At 66.7% G+C, this 18,176-nt stretch carries 22 protein-coding genes and 1 tRNA gene; 7 read left to right on the forward strand and 16 right to left on the reverse strand.

The genetic code is table 11. The annotated features are described in order from the left end of the window. Positions 1-414: 414 nt before the first annotated feature. Positions 415-1,929 (forward strand): hypothetical protein, encoded by a 1,515-nt coding sequence (locus tag C5B91_RS10650; RefSeq protein ID WP_049967880.1) that lies wholly within the window; start codon positions 415-417, stop codon positions 1,927-1,929. Between the two features lie 143 nt (positions 1,930-2,072). Here the strand turns inward: C5B91_RS10650 and C5B91_RS10655 are convergent, their stop codons facing one another. Together C5B91_RS10655 and C5B91_RS10660 are read right to left on the reverse strand one after the other, a co-directional pair. Further along, the gene (locus tag C5B91_RS10655) at positions 2,073-2,483 is read right to left on the reverse strand and encodes a hypothetical protein (protein WP_008094738.1); all 411 of its coding nucleotides are present in this window, start codon (positions 2,481-2,483) and stop codon (positions 2,073-2,075) included. A gap of 21 nt (positions 2,484-2,504) precedes the next feature. Continuing rightward, positions 2,505-2,882, reverse strand: coding sequence for a hypothetical protein (locus C5B91_RS10660; protein ID WP_115819316.1), 378 nt, complete (start codon positions 2,880-2,882; stop codon positions 2,505-2,507). Between the two features lie 265 nt (positions 2,883-3,147). On the opposite strand from C5B91_RS10660, the gene C5B91_RS10665 reads away from it, so the two are divergent. Continuing rightward, positions 3,148-4,338 carry a redox-regulated ATPase YchF gene (locus tag C5B91_RS10665; protein WP_008094741.1) on the forward strand — a complete coding sequence of 397 codons (1,191 nt, stop codon included), beginning with the start codon at positions 3,148-3,150 and terminating at the stop codon, positions 4,336-4,338. 54 nt (positions 4,339-4,392) lie between these two features. Then, entirely contained in the window at positions 4,393-4,803 is a 411-nt protein-coding gene (locus C5B91_RS10670) for a hypothetical protein (protein WP_008094743.1), read from the forward strand. A gap of 39 nt (positions 4,804-4,842) precedes the next feature. Here C5B91_RS10670 and C5B91_RS10675 read toward each other — a convergent pair whose 3' ends face one another. Beyond that, positions 4,843-5,457 (reverse strand): GNAT family N-acetyltransferase, encoded by a 615-nt coding sequence (locus C5B91_RS10675; protein WP_008094746.1) that lies wholly within the window; start codon positions 5,455-5,457, stop codon positions 4,843-4,845. Between the two features lie 84 nt (positions 5,458-5,541). Next, positions 5,542-6,855 (reverse strand): 5'-deoxyadenosine deaminase, encoded by a 1,314-nt coding sequence (locus tag C5B91_RS10680; RefSeq protein WP_049967878.1) that lies wholly within the window; start codon positions 6,853-6,855, stop codon positions 5,542-5,544. A gap of 301 nt (positions 6,856-7,156) precedes the next feature. On the opposite strand from C5B91_RS10680, the gene C5B91_RS10685 reads away from it, so the two are divergent. Continuing rightward, positions 7,157-7,876 (forward strand): helix-turn-helix domain-containing protein, encoded by a 720-nt coding sequence (locus C5B91_RS10685; protein ID WP_115819317.1) that lies wholly within the window; start codon positions 7,157-7,159, stop codon positions 7,874-7,876. A 183-nt stretch (positions 7,877-8,059) separates the two neighbouring features. On the opposite strand, the gene C5B91_RS10690 is transcribed toward C5B91_RS10685, so the two are convergent. The 6 genes from C5B91_RS10690 to C5B91_RS10715 all read right to left on the reverse strand — a co-directional run bounded on the left by C5B91_RS10690 (position 8,060) and on the right by C5B91_RS10715 (position 12,419). Then, a tRNA-Glu gene (locus C5B91_RS10690) sits at positions 8,060-8,134 on the reverse strand. A gap of 84 nt (positions 8,135-8,218) precedes the next feature. After that, on the reverse strand, positions 8,219-9,376 hold the full coding sequence (locus C5B91_RS10695) for an amidohydrolase family protein (protein WP_008094749.1): 1,158 nt from the start codon (positions 9,374-9,376) through the stop codon (positions 8,219-8,221). Between the two features lie 99 nt (positions 9,377-9,475). Further along, entirely contained in the window at positions 9,476-10,354 is an 879-nt protein-coding gene (locus tag C5B91_RS10700) for an MOSC domain-containing protein (protein WP_008094750.1), read from the reverse strand. Next, positions 10,355-11,101: a proteasome subunit alpha gene (gene psmA2 / locus C5B91_RS10705; RefSeq protein WP_004974258.1), complete on the reverse strand. Its 747-nt coding sequence runs from the start codon at positions 11,099-11,101 to the stop codon at positions 10,355-10,357. Between the two features lie 159 nt (positions 11,102-11,260). Further along, positions 11,261-11,443: an HVO_2922 family protein gene (locus tag C5B91_RS10710; protein ID WP_004974266.1), complete on the reverse strand. Its 183-nt coding sequence runs from the start codon at positions 11,441-11,443 to the stop codon at positions 11,261-11,263. Between the two features lie 61 nt (positions 11,444-11,504). Next, complete coding sequence (locus tag C5B91_RS10715; RefSeq protein ID WP_049967877.1) at positions 11,505-12,419, reverse strand: hypothetical protein; 915 nt, start codon at positions 12,417-12,419, stop codon at positions 11,505-11,507. Positions 12,420-12,625: 206 nt separating this feature from the next. Here C5B91_RS10715 and C5B91_RS10720 point away from each other — a divergent pair, with 206 nt between their 5' ends. Beyond that, positions 12,626-13,111, forward strand: a complete 486-nt coding sequence (locus C5B91_RS10720) for a hypothetical protein (RefSeq protein ID WP_115819318.1) — start codon at positions 12,626-12,628, stop codon at positions 13,109-13,111. A 43-nt stretch (positions 13,112-13,154) separates the two neighbouring features. Here C5B91_RS10720 and C5B91_RS10725 read toward each other — a convergent pair whose 3' ends face one another. The 3 genes from C5B91_RS10725 to thyA are packed head-to-tail and all read right to left on the reverse strand — an operon-like array spanning position 13,155 to position 14,939. Then, positions 13,155-13,358: a DUF4177 domain-containing protein gene (locus C5B91_RS10725; protein ID WP_008094753.1), complete on the reverse strand. Its 204-nt coding sequence runs from the start codon at positions 13,356-13,358 to the stop codon at positions 13,155-13,157. Next, the gene (locus C5B91_RS10730; protein ID WP_115819319.1) at positions 13,351-13,944 is read right to left on the reverse strand and encodes a dihydrofolate reductase; all 594 of its coding nucleotides are present in this window, start codon (positions 13,942-13,944) and stop codon (positions 13,351-13,353) included. Before C5B91_RS10730 ends, C5B91_RS10725 begins: the two co-directional genes overlap by 8 nt. Continuing rightward, on the reverse strand, positions 13,941-14,939 hold the full coding sequence (gene thyA, locus C5B91_RS10735; RefSeq protein WP_008094756.1) for a thymidylate synthase: 999 nt from the start codon (positions 14,937-14,939) through the stop codon (positions 13,941-13,943). Before thyA ends, C5B91_RS10730 begins: the two co-directional genes overlap by 4 nt. A gap of 116 nt (positions 14,940-15,055) precedes the next feature. Here thyA and C5B91_RS10740 point away from each other — a divergent pair, with 116 nt between their 5' ends. Then, a complete protein-coding gene (locus C5B91_RS10740) occupies positions 15,056-15,634 on the forward strand; it encodes an MBL fold metallo-hydrolase (RefSeq protein WP_115819320.1) in 579 nt (192 codons plus the stop codon). A gap of 75 nt (positions 15,635-15,709) precedes the next feature. On the opposite strand, the gene C5B91_RS10745 is transcribed toward C5B91_RS10740, so the two are convergent. Further along, entirely contained in the window at positions 15,710-16,468 is a 759-nt protein-coding gene (locus C5B91_RS10745) for an SDR family oxidoreductase (protein ID WP_008094760.1), read from the reverse strand. A gap of 103 nt (positions 16,469-16,571) precedes the next feature. Then, positions 16,572-16,862: a DUF5827 family protein gene (locus C5B91_RS10750; RefSeq protein ID WP_115819321.1), complete on the reverse strand. Its 291-nt coding sequence runs from the start codon at positions 16,860-16,862 to the stop codon at positions 16,572-16,574. Between the two features lie 151 nt (positions 16,863-17,013). On the opposite strand from C5B91_RS10750, the gene C5B91_RS10755 reads away from it, so the two are divergent. Beyond that, entirely contained in the window at positions 17,014-17,439 is a 426-nt protein-coding gene (locus C5B91_RS10755; protein ID WP_049967875.1) for a hypothetical protein, read from the forward strand. 106 nt (positions 17,440-17,545) lie between these two features. Here C5B91_RS10755 and sod read toward each other — a convergent pair whose 3' ends face one another. Continuing rightward, on the reverse strand, positions 17,546-18,145 hold the full coding sequence (sod, locus tag C5B91_RS10760) for a superoxide dismutase (protein WP_049967874.1): 600 nt from the start codon (positions 18,143-18,145) through the stop codon (positions 17,546-17,548). Positions 18,146-18,176: the final 31 nt, after the last annotated feature.

Below are 18,176 nucleotides of genomic sequence, written 5' to 3' on the forward strand. Positions count from 1 at the left end.
TAAGCTCACCTGCGTTCTGGTCAGTACTGGAGTGAGCGATCCTCTGGGAAATCCAGTTCGCCGCCCCCACTCATACAGAGCCCACTGGACTTCGGTCCAGTGGGCTTTTTTCATTTATAGCGAGCGGCAATCGCTCGCTCGCACACTACACAGACAGCGACCGCTCTCTCGGTCGCGTCTCTCATGTCGTCCGAGAGTGGCAACGCTCTCGTCGAACGCACCGGTTCCGCCGACACCACTCGCGTTCGACCGTGACGGTGTTTCGACGGGACCCGGGCGGCCGTTCGGCTCGAAACTCGGCGAAATCGACAGACGAAGGCCCGATTTCGAACACGTTGATTGGGGTGAAATTCAGCGAAAACCGGGGTTACGATTCTCCCCTTTTACCGTATCAGGGTTAGAAGGGAGGGTTGCATGCGCGGCAGCAAACACCTCACCGTAGTCATGGTCGTTGCGATGCTCGCCGTCGCGATGGTCCCCGGGACCGTCAGTGCAGCGAGCACCGATGCCCTCCAGGTCGGCGTCACGCAGGACGCCGACACGGGCGACGCGACAGTGACCGTGACGCGGAACGAGACGGCCGTCGAGAACGCGACGGTCGTCGTCGAATCGAGCAGTAACTACTCCGGGAACGGAACGTACGCGACGGGTGCGAACGGCACCGTCGACCTCCCCAATCCGCAGGAGCGTGTGAACGCGACGTTCACCGTCACGGAGGGGAACAACACGACCACCGCGTCAGCCGTCCTCGTCCCGCTCGACGAGTCCCTCGATATCTCCGTCGAGGCTGACGACGCCAACGACACGCTCACCGCCACCGTCACTCAGTACGGCGACGCCGTCGAAGGTGCGTCAGTCGTGGTCAACGGAACCGCGTACGACAACGGAACGTACGAGACGGACGCGAACGGTACCGTCGAGGTTGGCGAACCGACGACCGCGACGAACCTGACGTTCGTCGCGATGGACGGCGACCTCTCCGCGGAGACCACGGTCGCGGTCGAGGCTGACGACCTCAACGTCTCTGTCGAGGTTGACGACGCCAACGACACGGTCGTCGCCACCGTCACGCAGGACGGAGAACCGGTCGAGAACGCGTCGGTTCAGGTCAACGGGACCGATTACGCCGACAACGGGACGTACGAGACGGATGAGAACGGTACCGTCGAGGTCGCCGAGCCGACGACCGCGACGAACCTGACGTTCGTCGCGACGGCCGACGGCCTCTCCGCCGAGACGACGGTCGCCGTGGAGGCTGACGACCTCGACGTCGCCGTCTCGCAGGACGAAAACGAGTCGGTCACCATCACCGTGACCGAAGACGGCGAACCCGTCGAGAACGCCTCGGTCGCGGTCGAGGGCAACTACACGGACGCGGGCGAGTACGAGACGGACGCGAACGGTACCGTCGAACTCACCGCGCCCCTGCAGACTGTCACGGTCGACGTGACCGCCGAGTACGACGGCCTCAGCGTCGAGACGACCGCCACCCTGCAGGGAGAGGTCGCCGAGGACGACCCGTTCGGCCAGCTCGTCAGCCGGTTCGTCGAGCGGCTCAAGGACACGGGCGGTGACGGCCCCATCGGACAGGCCGTCTCCGACTTCGTGACCGAGAACAACCCGGGTAACGCGGACGACAAGCGTCCGGACCACGCTGGCCCGAAGAACAGCAGCGATGACGCTGACGGCGAGGAGGACGCACCCGGAAACTCCGGCAAGGCCAAGAACGGTAGCGCCGGTGGCCCGCCGGAGCACGCGAACAACGACAAGGCGAGCGACGAGGACGAACAGCAGACCGCCGAGACTGAGGAGACCGACGAAGAGGAGACCGACGACGACTCGGACGACGAGTCAGAAGACGATGACGAGTCCAACGGTAATGGTAACGGCAACGGTGGTGGCCCGCCGGAGCACGCGAACAACAACTAACTAATCGAACACGGGTTCCCACGCATCAAGCGTGGGTTTGGGTTTCACCCTTCGCACGCGCCCGGGCGGGTACTGTGGACAGAGGCACCCCCACATCTCTTACGTCCCCGACCGTGGTTGTCAGAGCACGACGGTCGGGCTACTCACTCGCCCGACGCGACTTTTTCTGTGGAAACGTCACCGAGCGCGCCGACGAGCGCCGGGTCGACGTCGAACCGTCGAACCGCGAGCCGTGCGCCCGCGACCACGAGGTCGTCGTCGACGCGGGCGGGCGCGCCGCTGGGATACCACGCCGAGTCGTCGGACGCGCGGACGCTCGACTGGAGCGACTCGCGGAGCCGACGATGTGCGAACAGCGTCGAGACGAACGCGAGCGACGCCGCGAGTGTCACGCCGCCGCCGTCGAACCCCGTCTCGGTCGCTTCCGTTCTGGCCGTTTCGAGCGCACCGGCGACGGCGAGCGACTGTCTCGCGTGGTCGCCGTCGGTGAGCGCGCGGCTAAGCGCGGCGTCCTGAATCTCTCGAATCGCGCTTGCTGTCGTCGGGTCGGTCATCGGAGGAGAGACGGAGTTAGCTCACGCCCCGTCGAGCGGCGGCACGCGGAGCGTGTGGTCGACGACGGTCTCGTCCGGTCGCAGCGTCACCGTCCCGAGGAACACCGTCTCGCCCTCGGCGGCGTTGGTCGCGACGGTCTGAAGCGTCGCTCGCTGGTCGAGTTGCTCCCAGGTGACGCGCTCGACGAGGCGCTGGAACGCGTCGGGATCGGTCCACCCCGAATCGATATCGGACGGGACGTTGACCACGAACCGAAGTTCGGTCTCGGTGACGTGGATGCCGACGCGAAACGTGTCCGCGTCGATCGAATCGTCCGGCGAGGGCTCGGTGGCGGCCGCGTCGGAGTCCGTGTTCGACGCGGGTGCGGTTTCGCTCGCCGTCTCGTCGGGGTCGGTCATGCCCGGCTGTCGGAGACGTGGAGACAAAGATGCACCGGACGTGAGCCGAAAGGCGAACCACGAGCGTGCATCGTCGCCGACTCCCCGGCGTGGCCCGGCTACCGCGTGCTGCGAACCCGGCGACGAAGCCGCATCTCCGGCACTCGAACCGGGGCGTTGTGCGCGGAGAATCGCTCTCCTCGGCCCCGGAAGCGTGCGAATATCACGCATGCAGAGACGAACGTCGAACGGTTATTAGCGTTCGAGACACCAGTCCGACCAACGAATGAGTTACAAGATCGGTCTCGTCGGAAAACCGTCCGTCGGGAAGTCGAGTTTCTTCAACGCGGCGACGATGAACGACGTGCCCGAGGGCGCGTACCCGTTTACGACCATCGACCCCTCCATCGGCGAGGCGTACGTCCGCGTCGAGTGTGCGGCCCCGGAGTTCGACGAGTCGTGTACGCCCTCTGTCGGCTACTGCGACCACGGAATGCGATACGTCCCGGTCAAACTCGTCGACGTGGCGGGTCTCATCCCCGGCGCGCACGAGGGGAAAGGGCTCGGGAACCAGTTCCTCACCGACCTCAACGAGGCGGACGTGCTCGTCCACGTCGTGGACTTCTCCGGTGAGACGGACATCGAAGGCGAGGCGACGGAGGGCCACGACCCCCGAGAGGACATCGACTTCCTCGAGAACGAACTGGACATGTGGTACCTCGGCGTCCTCGAGAAGGGCATCGACCGCTACCGTTCGGGTTACCACGGCGAGGACAAAGACGTCGAAGTCGACCTCGCGGAGCAGATGTCCGCGTTCAAGACGAACAAAGACGAGATCAAGCAGATCATCCTTTCCCTCGGCCTGGAGCTCGACCCCGACGAGTGGGACGACGCGGACAAGGAATCGCTCGCCCGCGAGATTCGAAAGCGGACGAAGCCCATCATCATCGCGGCGAACAAGATGGACAAGCCGGTCTCCCAGGAGAACTACGAGGAAATAACGGCCGACGCCGACTACGAACACCTGACGTTCGTCCCGACCTCGGCGCACGCGGAGAAGGCGCTGAAGAAGGCCGACGAGGGCGGCGTCGTCGACTATCGCCCCGGCGACGACGACTTCGACATCGTCGGCGACGTGAGCGACGAACAGGAGGCGGGCCTCGAACAGATTCGCGAGTTCGTCGCGGAGTTCGGCGGCACGGGCGTCCAGCAGTCGCTCGAAAACGCGCTGTTCGACGTGATGGGTGCCATCGCTATCTTCCCCGGGAGCGCGAACGGCAAGAGCGACTCGCAGGGCGTCTTCCGCGACTGCTTTATCCTCCCCGAGGGCTCGACGACCGAGGATTTCGCGTACCACCTGCACTCGGACATCGGCGACGGTCTCCTCCACGGCATCGACTGCCACTCGAAGCGGCAAATCGGCTCGGACCACGAACTCGCGCACCGGGACGTGGTCGAAATCGTCTCGACGAACTGACTCTCTCGGACGCCAACCGCAACACCGTTATATCCGTGGCTGTAGGACCCGGGTATGGGTGAGGCCGAAACGACGGCCGCGACACTCGACGTCGAGATTGGGGGTCTCGGCGGCGAGGTGACGCTGGCCGACTTGTTCCCGTCGTCGTGGGTCGAGTCACATTGTCAGGCGGCATCGATTAGTGAATTCCTCGAAGAGAGCGGTTTCGCGGTCGCAGACCAGGAGTCCTTCGAGTCGATACCGGCCCACGAGTTGGACCGGTACGTCGACGCGAACACCGAGTTCGACGACTGGCAGGAGATGCTCTCCGCCGGCGTCGAGCGCTACGTGCTCGAACAGGCGGGGTCCGACGGCCCGGCTGCCGACGCGGCCGCCGAGGTTGACGACGTCGGCGAAGTCGAGGCGGTCGAGGGGAGCGACTCGGCGGAAACCGAGACGGAAGACTCCCTCGAAGCCGGCGTCTGAACGCGGGTGACGGGCCGGGAGATGGGAAGGAACCTCGGCTTAGGTAGTGCTGTTCTGTCCGGTGTCTTCGACGAGCGCAGCGCCGCGAGCGAGCGCGTCGTCCCACCAGTCGCATTCCCGAGCGTCGGCCACGGACAGCGGTGCTGCAGGTTCTTCGGGTCGCTCGCCGAGGTCGAGACTCCACCACTCCACGTCGTGCCACGCGTCGTGTTTGTAGCCGACGCGCTCGAAACGGCCGACGCGCTCGAAGCCGAACGACTCGTGGAAGGCGATGCTCGCGGGGTTCGGGGTCGTGACGACGGCGACGGCAGAGACGTAGCCCTGCCGTTCGAGCAGGTCTAAAAGCGCCGTGTAGAGGCCGCGGGCGACGCCCCGGCGCTGAAAGTCCGGGTGGACGTAAATCGAGGTCTCGACGGCCCACTGGTAGGCGATGCGCTCTCGAATCGTCCCGGCGTAGGCGTAGCCGGCCACCTCACCGTCGAGTTCGCAGACGAGCCACGGGTAGTCGGTCTTCTTCTCCAGCTTCGATTCGAGGTCCGCGACGCTCGGCGGGTCGTAGGCGAACGAAATCGCGGTGTCCTCGACGAACGGCGCGTAAATCTCCCGAATCGCGGGGAGGTCGGACGCCGTCGCCGTGCGGAGGCGGACAGTCATGACTCAGGAGGGGTCACGCGGAGAGAAAGATGCGACGATGGCGGCCGGTCTCGCGGGTGATTCGACTCGAGGTCGAACCGGCGCTCAGTCGCTCGTCGGCGCCGCGTCGAGGCCGTCGGCGACCGCCCGCGCCCGCTCGCGGATGTCGTCGGCGTCCGCGCGGACGTGTTCGCCACCATCGTAGAGCACGTCGCCGTCGACCATGGTGAACACCACGTCGTCGCCGTGGGCGGAGAAGACGAGGTGCGAAAGCACGTCGTGCATCGGCGTCGCGCGGGTGAGGTCGGTGTCGATACCGACGATGTCGGCTTTCCACCCCTCACGGAGCGCGCCGACCCGGTCGAAGCCGGCGGCCTTCGCGCCGTTTCGCGTCGCCATCTCGAAGACGGTCGCGGCCGGCGTGCTCGTCGAGTCGAACGAGTCGACTTTCTGGAGGAGGCTGGCCTGCCGCATCTCGGTGAAGGGGTCGAGCGTGTTGTTGCACGGCGGGCCGTCGTTGCCGAGGGCGACGTTGATGCCGCGGTCGAGGTAGTCCGGAATCGGCGCGATGCCCGACGCGAGCTTCATGTTCGACGACGGGCAGTAGGTGACGTGCGTGCCGGTCTCGGCGAGCACTTCGCGCTCGGACTCGTCGGTGTGGACGCAGTGGGCGAGCACCACGTCGTCGCCGGTGATTCCAACCTCGTCGAGCCAGTGGATGTTCCGCATGCCCGTCTCCTCCTCGACGGTGGCGATTTCGTCGCGGTTCTCGCTCGCGTGGGTGTGGATGCGGACGCCGTCGTACCGGTCTGCGAGTTCGCGGACGCCCCGCAGACACGCCTCCGAGCAGGTGACGGCGAACCGCGGCGTGACGGCGTACTGGATACGCCCGCCGAAGCCGTCGTGGTAGCGCTCGATGAGGCGCTCGGACTCGGCGAGGCCGGCGTCGGTGTCTTCCTGTAGTCCCTCGGGCGCGTTCGTGTCCATGAGCACCTTCCCGATTCGCCCGCGGATGCCCATCTCGCCCGCCGCCTCGAACGCCTCCTCGGCGTGTCGAACCGAGAGGTGGTCGACGACCGTCGTCGTCCCGGACTCGATACATTCGAGGTAGCCGAGCTCGGCGGCGACGCGCATCCCCGCCGCGTCGAGGCCGGCTTCCATCGGAAGCACGTGGTCGAAGAGCCAGTCGAGAAGCGACGTGTCGTCGGCGATACCGCGTCCGAGCGACTGTACCGAGTGGACGTGCCCGCCGACCAGCCCCGGCGCGATGACGTCGAACTCGCGTCGCTCGTGGCCCGGATACCGCTCTGTCAGGGTAGCGCGCCCTCCGACCGCGACGATGCGGTCGTCGTCGACGACTACGGCTCCCTCTTCGATGATAGTGGACGCGTCGGCGACCACGGTTCCCGCGAGTAACATCCTCGTGCGGGTAGACGACCGGGCGTGAAATAGGTGGTGACCCGGTCGCCGTCCGAGGTTGGTTGGAGTGAGCTTGCGGTCGGTGGCGGTGTGGGTGGTCGGGACCGGTTCTCGCGGGGCGAGCGGACCCCGCGTCACTCCGACTCTTGTTCCGTCCGCAACTTCCCTCACAATTCCGCTAGTATATGCTAACCAGTTCCGGCCCGAGCGGTATCGCTCCAGAAATACTCGGATAGGACTCCGAACACGCATGGGTAAGATTAGTACATGCTAAGTCAGTTCGCGACAGAGCGGAGACCGAATGCGCGAGTTCGAATTCGTCGTTCGCTTTTCCGAGGGCACCGACGTGCTGATGGACCTGTTTCACGAGTATCCGAGTCTGCGCTCCCGGTCGTCGGTCTGTTCGTCCACGGAGGACGTGATGTGGCGGGTCGACCACGTCGTCGGCACGCCGGAGGCGCTGTCGGCGTTCGAGGGGGTGTTCCTCGACGAGACGCGGTGCAACGAGTGTCTCGACGCACCCGACTGCCACACTCACCGCGACTACCACGTCCTCGACCGGTCGGACAACTCGATGACCGTCTACACCTACCGCGAGGAGGTGAGCAACTGCCACTCGATTCCGCGGTACGTCCTCGAACACGTCGGACCGGGCGTCATCTTCGAGTCGTCCCGCCGTGCGGGCGCGTACCGCTGGCGCATCCTCTACCCCGGCGACCACCCGCTCGGCGAACTGTACGAGACCATCGAGGCACAGCTCAGGGAGGGGCTACAGCTGGACGTCGAACACCTCACGAGCGCGGGCAACTGGGACGCCGAAGCGCGTATCGCGGCCGACCTCTCGTCGGCTCACTGGGAGGCGCTCGAAACCGCCGTCGAACACGGCTACTACGAGCGGCCGCGAAAAGTGACCGTCGAGGACCTCAGCGAGGTGCTCGACGTGCCGCGCTCGACGGTCCAGTACCGACTGCGAACCGCCGAAGACCTCGTGATGTCGAAACTCGGCGACCGGAATCGGTAAGGAATCGACGCCGCTCGGAAGCGAACGCTCGCTGTCGCTCGCGGTTCAGGGGTTGAGAGAAGTGCTCCGTCAGGGATTCGAACTCACTCGCAACGCGTCGCGTTGCTCGCTGCTCGAACCTTTCTGTCGCATTTCGGACCAGAACACGCTCGCTGTCGCTCGCGGTTCAGGGGTTGAGAGAAGTGCTCCGTCAGGGATTCGAACCCTGGTCATCACCGTGAGAGGGTGATATGATTGGCCGGACTACACCAACAGAGCACGTTGGTACATCCTTTCGTATTGCTCGTGATTGTAAAAGGTTGTCGCTTCAAATCGGGTATGATACCGACTGCCGTGTTGCGATTAGACGACCTGCTCGCCCTCGCGATACACCTGCTTGACCGTCCGCCACGCGCCCGCGTCCTCGCTCGGGTCGGCGTCGAGGACGACGAGGTCCGCGACGTAGCCCTCGGCGACCTTCCCCACGTCGTCCAGTCCGAGCAGGTCTGCGCCGCCGACGGTCGCGGCTTCGAGGGCCTCGGCGGGCGACAGGCCGTACTCGACGAGCAGGTCCATCTCGCGGAGCGCGTTCTCGCCGTGGTCGTTGAACGGCGTGCCCGCGTCGGTTCCCATGGCGATTTTCACGCCGGCGTCGAGCGCGTGTTCCCACGCGCCTTCGAAGCGCTCCACGGCGTCTTCGGCTTTCGCGACCGCCTCGGGCGGGATGCCGGCTTCGACGCCCGCCTCGACGATTTCCCGGACCGCCGAGGCCGTCGGGACCCAGTACGTACCGTGTTCGACCATGAGCGCCGCGGCCTCTTCGTCCATGAACATCCCGTGTTCGACGCTCGAAATCCCCGCGCGGACGGCGTTCTTGATACCTTCCTCGCCGTGGGCGTGGGCCGCGGTCGGGACGCCCTTCGCGCTCGCGGCGTCGACGAGGGCGCGAATCTCCGCCTCCGTGAACTCGGGCGCGCCCGTGACCGCGCCGGTGGTGAGGACGCCGCCGGTCGCCATGCACTTCACCACGTCGGCGCCGCGTTTCAGTTGCTCTCGGGCGGCCTTGCGGACCTCGGTCGGGCCGTCGGCCTCCCGACCGAACCAGTGGCCGTGGCCGCCGGTCATGGTGATGTTCTCCCCGGCGGCGAGGACGCGCGGCCCGTCGAGTTCGCCGTCGGCGACCGCGGCCTTCGCGCTCGTCGCGAGGTCGCCGGGAGAACCGAGGTCGCGGACGGTCGTGACGCCCGCTTCCAGCGTCTTCCGGAGGTTGGCCGCGGCTCGATAGCAGGCGCGTTCGACCGGCTCAGACTGGTAGGCCGCCACGTCGGGGCGGCCGTCCATCATGAGGTGGACGTGTGCGTCGACGAGTCCCGGCGCGACGACCGCGCCCGAGTGGTTCCGCGTCTCGCCTTCGGTCTCGTCGCCGACGGACGCGATGCGCCCGGTCGACTCGTCTACCACCACGTTCGCCTCGCGGGCCCCGTCGGCGTCGACGACCCGCACGCCGGTCAGCGTGAACATGGGTCTCTCAACCGAGCCAGACGACGTAAATCCGCGGGTGTCGGCGAGGCGGAACCGCTCGACTGCGGGGCGTTCGAACGCTACGAAAAACGGACCGACTCACTCGGAAACGACGTCGCCGACGGTGACCGCGTCGCCGACAGACAGCGTCTCACCCCACGAGGACTCCGGGACGGTGGTGTTGACCATGAGCCGGAAGTCGTGGTCGAACCAGTCGCCGCCGGACCACTCGGGGAGCGTCTCGCGGCGCTTCCTCATGAGCGTCGTCCGGAAGTCGGGCGTCTGCTCGCCCGTATCGGGGTCGCGGCTCGGAACGACACAGCGCTGGCAAGGGTTGACGCCCTCGAAAGCCACCCCGCCGATAGTGAACTCGACGACCGTCCCGCGCCGGTCGAACAGGTGGTCCTCCCAGAACGGCTCGGCCGCGTCGAGGACGAGGTTCGGCCGGAGGCGACGGCGCATCTCGTCGGCGTCGACGCCGTCGAACCACGAGGCGACCGCGTCGAGCGTCCCCGTCGAGATAACCGTCGGGCCGCTGGCCTCGGTGTCGTCGGGAAACCCGCCGGCGGGGTCGCGTCGGAGTTCGACCGGGTAGCCGAAGTACGCCGAGAGCCAGTCGTCGGCCTCGGCTATCGGGCCGTCGTAGTCGGTCATCTCGGGGGCCGAGAGTTCGACCGTGCCGTCGTCGAGCGAGACGGAACTCCGGATGCCGTGGACCGCCCGTTCGCGCTTCCCGTTGACGTACTCGCCGTCCTCGTCGAAGATGGCGTACTCGCGGTCGCCGCGGAGCCCGCCGTTCTCGACGATATCGGCGGCGTCGACGAACTCGGCGTCGAGCGACTTCACGGGGTAGACCGCGATGCGGTCGAGCGTCACGGCCGCCGCGCCGGCGGTCGCGCCCGCTCCCGAACCCGCCGATTCCGACGCGTCCGCGTCGGTCGTCTGGACGCTATCGTCGGTCGGGCTCCCGTCTGTCATCTACTCCTCGGCTTCGTCCGCGTCGTCGTCCTCTCCTTCCGTCGCGTCGGCGAACAGTTCGGCGATGGTCTCCTCGTCGACGATTTCGTAGCCCGCCTCGGAGACGGTGACGAGGTTCAGCTCGTCGCTCTCGATTTCGTCGTCGGCCGCGACGAGCGCCTGGACGGCGAGCGCGAGGCCGTCTTCGAGCGACAGGTCCTCGGCGTACCCGTCTTCGAGGGCGGCCTGTACGTCTTCGCGGTGCCCGCCGATGGCGACCGCCTTCCACTCTTGGGGCGTCCCCGACGGGTCGGTCGCAAAGAGGCGACCCGAGCCGTTCTCGACGCCGCCGATGAGGAGCGACGCGCCGTACGGGCGGGTGCCGCCGGACTGCGTGCTCTCTTGGATGTTGTCGGTGATGGTCTTCGTGAGCGTCTCGACGCCGATGGGCTCGCCGTAGCGCAGGTGCTCGCGCTGGGCGGTCGTCCGCGCGAAGTCGACGAGCTTCCGCGCGTCGGCGACGTGGCCGGCCGTGGCCGCGCCGAGCGCGTCGTCGAGCTTGTGGAGCTTCTCGATGCTTTCGGCTTCCATGAGTTCCGATGGGGTCGACCGGAGAGCGGCCAGAACGACGCCGTCGGCGGTACGGACGCCGAGGACCGGCGCGCCGCGCTTGACGGCCTCGCGGGCGTACTCGACCTGATAGATGCGTCCGTCGGGAGAGAAAAGCGACGTACCGCGGTCGTAGGCCTGCTTGTCGTTTCGGTTCATCGTGCGACCTCCTCGCTCGCGTCGGCGACGTTCGTCATTACTCCGTGGTCAGTTCCGGAGGCGGAAAAAGCCTCCACACCCGGCATCGGTGTGGGGGTAACGTTCGAATCGCCGCGAAATCCGACGATTCCCGACGAATCGAGGGCTGGAAGCCCCGAACTACGCCTCGACCACGTCCGCGTCGGGCGCGTTCCGCTTCACGCTCTCGATTCCCTGTTTCGCCTTCTGTTTCGACGCGTAGCCCTCGCCGGAATCGGCGAGGATGTTCCCGTTGTCGTGGACGAGTCGCCACCGGTACTTGTCCGCCGCGTCGACGAACACCTCGAAGTGCGCCTTGCTCATACTCGGACACTGTTGTCAGCAAATAAAAGTGTACCCGCCAAGACGGGATTCGAACGCCGACTTACGCCGCCTCGGGTTCGAGCGCGTCGGCGTCGACCTCCAACAGTCGTTCCTCGCAGTCGTCACAGCGGACGACGAACACCTCCCACGACCGGCAGCACGACTCGGCCGTCTCGGTGCCGAATCGAACGTCCCCGCCGCAGGCCGGACAGCGGTCGAGGTAGATGCGGAGCCCTCTCGCCAGCGCGCTCCGCTGTTCGCCCGTCAGGCGGTCCCAGTCGTCGAAGCGGTCGCCGAGGGCGGCGTCGGCGGCCACGTCGGCGACGAGCGCGGCGCGCGACTCCCACGTGCCGACGGTGGTACCGTCGACGACCGCGACGAACCACCGGTTCCGAGACCGGGATTCCAGCGAGATGTCGTCGGCGTCGAGGCCGGTGAGATCGGCGAGTCGCCGTCGAATCGTCGCGTCGTCGGTGCGCTCGATTTCGTCGTTCCACGCCGACTCGAACGCGGGGTCGAGGCGCAGTTCGTCGCCGCTTTCGTCCCAGTCGAGCGCGCCGGCCTCCAGGAGCGACGACTCCACGTCCAACTCCTCGGCAGACTCGCCGCCCTCGTCTAACTGGCCCGCCTCGACCTCGTCGCTCGGCGACTCGGCGTCAGCGTCGTTCTCCGTCGCCGGCGCGGCCGGCGCGGACCCGACGCGGGTCGGCGTCGGTTCCTTGTCGAACCACCGGAGGACCCGGTCGGGGAAGTACGTCTTCGTGAGCGTCGGCGTGCCGGGAATCAGGTAGCCGCGGAAGTAGATGGCCCCCGCGAAGACGGCGAACGAGACGAGCGCGAGCGGCGGCCACGCGACGCCGAGCAACAGGCTCAACGCGGCGGCGATGACGACGTTCACGACGGTACACGGGGTACACCGGTTCTCGCCGGTGTACTCGGGCTGACGGAGTCGGTCTGCGAGTGTCGAGGCGGTCATAGCGAGGGAAACTACGTTCCCTGTTATGAGGACTCACCCGTCAATAAACCTACCCGTCATCTGCCACGAATCGCGCGGACACTCCGCGCCGCGGATGTCCCGCCGGTCTCACAGACGACTTGCAGACGAACGTGTCAGTCGGCGACGACCCTTCCGATAGCACGCGTCACGCACTCGCTTATCGCTTCGTGGCGCGTGTATCGAGTATGGCTTCGTACTCCGCTGTCGCCCTTCTCGCGGTGTTCTTCGTCGGGCTCGTCGTCGGTGCCGGCGTCGTCGTCTACTCGCTTCCGACGGAGACGACGACCTCGCCGACCAGTTCGATGACCACCGCGACCGGCTGTCTGCTCGCCGACGAGACCGCGCCCAGTTCGTGGGTCGGTCGGATGCCCGCCGGCGAGCAGACGACCGTCGCGTTCAACCGGACCTTCACGCACGACGCGCCGAGCGTCGTCGTCCGCGGCGAACTCGACACGGCCGAAGACGGCGTCTACGTCTACCGAATCACGACCACACCCGACGAAGACGGCGAAAAGGAGCCGTCAGACGACTGCGTGCCGCGCACGACGCTCGACGCCGTGGTCTCGGTCCCCAGCGACTACGACTCGGTCACGGTCACCTTCGACGGCGAGGAGATGGTCCGGTTCGAGGGCGGCGACTCGTCACCGCTGTTCCGGACGCTCGAAGACTGAAGAGAGTAGGTAAAAACGGGGACCGAACGGAGAACGGCGAATCTCAGCGCTTCGGCCGCTTGAACACGAGCGCCGTCTGCCCGCTGTTCGCGCCGGCACCGCGCGAGTCGGAAATCGTGTCCACGAGCTCCCAGCCGTCGCCGCCGAGGGAGTTGAGGGCGTCTTCCATCGGGGAGGTATCGCCGCTGAACAGGCCGCCGTCGGCCGTGCGGACGATTTTGTACTCCCACTCGCTCGAGTTAGTCATCGGATTCCTCCGTGCCGCGGTCGGCTGCGTCGGGTTCCCGGCGTTCCCGGCGCTCGTACGTGACGAACGAGAAGCCGTCTCGGTCGTCGCGGTCGGCCTCGACCCACCCTTCGCGGTCCCACTCGGGGAACCGCGTGTCGCCCTCGTGGGTCTCGTCGAGTTCGGTGCGAACTAGCCCCGCGGCGCGGTCGAGGAACTGCTCGTAGACGGTCGCGCCGCCGACGACGTACACCGTCTCGACGCCCATCTCGTCGGCCGCGTTCTCGGCGGCGGCGACCGCCGATTCGACCGAATCGACCGCCTCAGCCCCCTCGGGGAGGTCGAGGTCGCGGGTCGTCAGAACGACGCTGTGGCGGTCCGGAAGCGGGCCGCCGAGCTGGCGGGCGATGCTCTCGTAGGTCTTGCGGCCCATCACGACCGGGTGGCCGGTCGTCGTCCGCTTGAAGTGCTTCAGGTCCTCGGGAATATGCCACGGCATGTCGCCGTCGCGGCCGATGACGCGGTTGTCGGCGACGGCGGCGACGAGGACGAACCGGACCGCGACGTCGCCCTCGGTTCCGGACCCAGCGGGCTCCTCGCCGCTCATTCGGCCACCGCGAAGCGAATCCCGTCGGCGGGGTCGTAGTCCCGGAGGACGATGTCCTCGAACGAGAGGTCTTCGAGCGGCACGTCGGCCACGTCGAGCGTGGGGCGCTCGCGGGGTTCGCGCGAGGCCTGCAGGAGCAGTCCGGGAACGTGGTCGTAGTCCTCCTCGCCCTCGGCCTCCTCGGGTGCCGCGTCGAGGAGCCACTCGCGCACGTCGAGGTACCCTTCGGGGGAGTCCACGTCGGCGAGGCGGGACTGGAGTTCGTCGAGGTGGTCGCCGTACCACGCGCCGCGCTCGCCGGTGCCGCAGTAGACGTGGGCGTCCACGATGGTGTGGGCGAACGACCCGAGTTCGAAACCGGCGCGCTGGGCGACGACCTGCGCGAGGATGGCGTACGCCGCGAGGTTGAACGGGACGCCGAGCGCGATGTCGCCGGAGCGCTGGGTCAGATGGAGGTTGAGTTCGTCGCCCTGCACGTTGAAGACGAAGGTGTAGTGACACGGCGGGAGCGTCGAGACGGCCGCGTTCGCGGGGTGCCACGCGTTGATGACCAGCCGGCGGGAGTTCGGGTTCTCGTCGAGCGTGTCGAGGACGTACGCGAGCTGGTCGAACGTCCCCTCGTCGTTCATCCAGCGGTGGTCGTCCTCGGGCCACGCCTCGCCTGCAAGCCCTTCCTCGGGGACCGGATAGCGTCGCCAGAACCGGCCGTAAGCCGTGTCGAGATGGCCGTCGTCGTCGGCCCACGCGTCCCAGATGCCCGTTTCCTCGCGCAGGGTGCGGATGTGTTCCTCGCCGGAGAGGTACCAGAGGAGTTCGTGGATGAGGGAGTTCCACCGGAAGCCCGAGAGGTCCTTGGTCGTGAGGAGCGGGAAGCCCTCCTGCAGGTCGACGGTGTAGTGCTTCGAAAAGCCCGAGATAGTGTCGACGCCCGTCCGATTCGGTTTGTGTCGCCCGGTTCCGAGAACGTCTGTCACGAGGTCGAGATATTGGCGCATGAGAGGTGCCCTGGTTGGATGTTGGTCGTCGTCGGCCCCTCTAAACCCTACCGTCCTCGGCCCGGATTTCCGCAGCGCCCACAACACGGAATAGCCCGCTTTTCGTACCTGTGCCCATGATTCGCAACCTCGCGCAGGGAATCCGGGTCTTCACGAGCAACGCCTTTCTCGTCGACGGCGAGACCACCGCGCTCGTCGACGCCGGCGCGAACTTCGACGTGGTGCCCAAAATCCGCGAGTTCACGGACTCGCTCGACGCGGTGTATCTGACCCACACCCACCCGGACCACATCGGAAACGTCGACGCCGTCCGCGACGCGTTCGACGTGCAGACGTGGGGTTACGACACCGGAAACCTCGCCGTGGACAAGCGCATCGACGACGGCGAGCGCATCCAAATCGGCGACGACGTGTACGAGGCGGTCCACACCCCGGGACACAAAGACGACCACCTGTGCTTTTTCTCCCGCGGGGCGGGCGTCTGCTTCGCGGGCGACCTGGTCTTCGCGAACGGCGGATTCGGCCGAACCGACCTCCCCGAGGGCGACCGCGGTGCGCTCGTCGAGAGCATCGACCGCCTGCGCGAGGTCGTCGGGGACGACCTGACCGAACTCCACACCGGTCACGGGCCGAGCGTCACCACTCGCCCAAAAGACGACATCGACCTCGCGGCGAAAGCGGCGCGGACGAGGTGAGTCGCCGAAGCGACCTCGCCGCCGGCTCGTCGTCCCGTTACGCCTCGCCAACTCGTTACGTCGCGCTAACTCGTTCTACCGACTCGTGTAGCCGCCGTCGACGGTGAGCGCCTCGCCCGTCGTGAACGACGCGCCGTCGGAACAGAGCCAGACGACCGCGGAGGCGATTTCGTCGACGTCGCCGAGGCGGTTCATCGGGTGGAGCGACTCGATTCCCTTCCGCGCCTCGGGGTCGTCGAGGCCGCCTTCTCCGAGTAGTGGCGTGTCGATGAAGCCCGGACACACCGCGTTGACGCGGACGCCCTGCTCGGCGTACTCGATGGCCGCGCTCTTCGTCAGTCCGAGGACGCCGTGCTTCGCGGCGACGTAGTGGCTCGCGTTCGCGAAGCCGACCTTTCCGAGAATCGACGCCATGTTGACGACGACGCCCCCGCCGTTTTCGAGCATCGCGGGAATCTCGTGCCGCATCGACCGCCAGACGCCGTTGAGGTTCACGTCGATGACCTGTTGCCACTCGTCGAACGAGAGGTCGGCGGCTGGTTTCTGCGCGCCGCCGATGCCCGCGTTGTTGCAGGCGAAGTCGAGTCGGCCGTACTCGGAGACCGCCGTCTCGACCATCGCGGCGACGGCGTCGCCGTCCGTCACGTCCGTCTCGACGAACGTCGCCGTCCCGCCGGCCTCCTCGATGCGCGCGACGGTCTCTTCGCCGCCCTCGACGTCCACGTCGGAGACGACGACTCGCGCACCCTCCGCGGCGAACGCCTCCGCCACCGCGCGGCCGATTCCCGAGCCAGCACCAGTTACGACCGCGACTTCGGTGTCGAATTGAGCCATAGTACGCTATAGTCAACAACCACCTGACAGATAACCGTTTGTGCGACTCTCAGGTCGGGAGAACGTCGCGACGCCGACCGGCGCGGTGGGTTCGTGGCGGCGGTTACTCCTCGTCTTCTTCGGGGATAGCGTCGGGGTGGAGGCCGAAGTAGCCCGGCTCGTCGCTCCGGGGGTCGTTGATGACGAAGTCCTCCTGGTTGGCGACGATCCACGGGATGGTCCACTGAACGATGCGGTCTTCGGTCTCCTCGCTGAGGTCGTCCTGCGGGGACAGCCCCTGCATCAGGCGGGCGATTTCGCCCACGGTGTACATGTAATCGGGGTCGAGGATGTCGGCGGGTTCGTACAGGAGATACCCGTAGAGGGTTTCGAACTCGTCTTTCGGCTTGGGCATACTCACGCTTCTCGGTCGACGGGCAAAACCCCGACGACCGCAGGCAGCGAGCGGCCGGCGGCGTGCTGGTCGACGGCGGGCGTCCGTCGCCCGTGCGACCGCCAGCGACCTCATGAGTAGGCTTATCAGGCGCGACGCGAGACCCGAAGCGATGAGCGACGCCGCTGCACGACTGGTTGAGACCTTCCGAGACTTCGGTGGGGACGACCTCCGAGACCTCTGGGTCTTCGACCACCACGGCTACGAACACCTCTATCTCCGGGCGGACGTCTCGAACGCGCTCGAATGCCTCGACATCTCCCGATTCATCGACAACGAACGGTTCGGCTACATCACGAGAGACACCTACGAGACGCTGTACTACGCCGACTACGGCTACACCGTCCGCGGATTCGACTCGTTCGAGCAGTTCCGAACGTTTCTCGGCGACCGTCCCGTCGGCATCTTGGCCAGCTTCGACCGCGGCACCGACGGCCGGGATTTCGCCGCCCTGAACGACCGAGTCTGCGAGCTGAACGAGGCGTTCGACGGAGCGGAACTGTTCGATGACGCGGCCGCCGGCGACCGACAGTCCTGAGAAGGCGACCGTACCCGCGAGAGACGACCCTCAGCACTTGGTTCGACGCGGAGAGCGCCGCCGCTGGCGACGTCGCGTCCGAAAGAAAAGTCGGGATGTACCGGGTCTACTCGAAGAGTTCGACGGCTTGGTCGTAGCGGGCGGCGGGTTCGTCCCAGTCGACGACCTCGAAGAACGCGGAGACGAAGTCGCCGCGGGCCGGGCCGTAGTCGTGGTAGTAGGAGTGCTCCCAGACGTCGAGCGCGAGGATGGGGTGGGAGCCCCAGAGCGCACCCTGGTCGTGCTTGTCGACGACGACGTTCCGAAGCTGGTTCGAGAACGAGTCGTAGACGAGAAGCGCCCAGCCGCCGGCTGCGCCGGCCGCCGCTTCGAATTCACCCTTCCAGGCTTCGTAGGAGCCGAAGTCCTCGGCGATGCGCTCTGCGAGCGCGCCTTCGGGCTCGTCGCCGCCTTCCGGCGACATGTTCTGCCAGAACAGGTCGTGCAGAATGTGTCCCGAGCCGTTGTGGGTGACGTTACGAAGCGCGCCGGCGGACGAGCCGAACTCGCCTGCTTCGCGGTTGTCGGCGAGGGTCTCCTCGGCCGCGTTCCAGCCGTTGACGTAGCCCTGATGGTGGGTGTCGTGATGCCACGTCAGCACCTGCTCGGAGATGTGCGGTTCGAGGGCGTCGTACTCGTACGGAAGCGGGTCGAGTTCGTAGCTCATACTGTGTAACCTCCGTATCACGGGTCGGGCG

This window comes from Haloferax sp. Atlit-10N (assembly GCF_003586325.1).
Taxonomy (GTDB): domain Archaea; phylum Halobacteriota; class Halobacteria; order Halobacteriales; family Haloferacaceae; genus Haloferax; species Haloferax prahovense.

Coding starts and splice junctions, on each gene's coding strand:
- C5B91_RS10650 (WP_049967880.1), top strand. CDS start 415: ATGCGCGGCAGCAAACACCTCACCGTAGTCATGGTCGTTGCGATGCTC.
- C5B91_RS10655 (WP_008094738.1), bottom strand. CDS start 2,483: ATGACCGACCCGACGACAGCAAGCGCGATTCGAGAGATTCAGGACGCC.
- C5B91_RS10660 (WP_115819316.1), bottom strand. CDS start 2,882: ATGACCGACCCCGACGAGACGGCGAGCGAAACCGCACCCGCGTCGAAC.
- C5B91_RS10665 (WP_008094741.1), top strand. CDS start 3,148: ATGAGTTACAAGATCGGTCTCGTCGGAAAACCGTCCGTCGGGAAGTCG.
- C5B91_RS10670 (WP_008094743.1), top strand. CDS start 4,393: ATGGGTGAGGCCGAAACGACGGCCGCGACACTCGACGTCGAGATTGGG.
- C5B91_RS10675 (WP_008094746.1), bottom strand. CDS start 5,457: ATGACTGTCCGCCTCCGCACGGCGACGGCGTCCGACCTCCCCGCGATT.
- C5B91_RS10680 (WP_049967878.1), bottom strand. CDS start 6,855: ATGTTACTCGCGGGAACCGTGGTCGCCGACGCGTCCACTATCATCGAA.
- C5B91_RS10685 (WP_115819317.1), top strand. CDS start 7,157: ATGCGCGAGTTCGAATTCGTCGTTCGCTTTTCCGAGGGCACCGACGTG.
- C5B91_RS10695 (WP_008094749.1), bottom strand. CDS start 9,376: ATGTTCACGCTGACCGGCGTGCGGGTCGTCGACGCCGACGGGGCCCGC.
- C5B91_RS10700 (WP_008094750.1), bottom strand. CDS start 10,354: ATGACAGACGGGAGCCCGACCGACGATAGCGTCCAGACGACCGACGCG.
- psmA2 (WP_004974258.1), bottom strand. CDS start 11,101: ATGAACCGAAACGACAAGCAGGCCTACGACCGCGGTACGTCGCTTTTC.
- C5B91_RS10710 (WP_004974266.1), bottom strand. CDS start 11,443: ATGAGCAAGGCGCACTTCGAGGTGTTCGTCGACGCGGCGGACAAGTAC.
- C5B91_RS10715 (WP_049967877.1), bottom strand. CDS start 12,419: ATGACCGCCTCGACACTCGCAGACCGACTCCGTCAGCCCGAGTACACC.
- C5B91_RS10720 (WP_115819318.1), top strand. CDS start 12,626: ATGGCTTCGTACTCCGCTGTCGCCCTTCTCGCGGTGTTCTTCGTCGGG.
- C5B91_RS10725 (WP_008094753.1), bottom strand. CDS start 13,358: ATGACTAACTCGAGCGAGTGGGAGTACAAAATCGTCCGCACGGCCGAC.
- C5B91_RS10730 (WP_115819319.1), bottom strand. CDS start 13,944: ATGAGCGGCGAGGAGCCCGCTGGGTCCGGAACCGAGGGCGACGTCGCG.
- thyA (WP_008094756.1), bottom strand. CDS start 14,939: ATGCGCCAATATCTCGACCTCGTGACAGACGTTCTCGGAACCGGGCGA.
- C5B91_RS10740 (WP_115819320.1), top strand. CDS start 15,056: ATGATTCGCAACCTCGCGCAGGGAATCCGGGTCTTCACGAGCAACGCC.
- C5B91_RS10745 (WP_008094760.1), bottom strand. CDS start 16,468: ATGGCTCAATTCGACACCGAAGTCGCGGTCGTAACTGGTGCTGGCTCG.
- C5B91_RS10750 (WP_115819321.1), bottom strand. CDS start 16,862: ATGCCCAAGCCGAAAGACGAGTTCGAAACCCTCTACGGGTATCTCCTG.
- C5B91_RS10755 (WP_049967875.1), top strand. CDS start 17,014: ATGAGCGACGCCGCTGCACGACTGGTTGAGACCTTCCGAGACTTCGGT.
- sod (WP_049967874.1), bottom strand. CDS start 18,145: ATGAGCTACGAACTCGACCCGCTTCCGTACGAGTACGACGCCCTCGAA.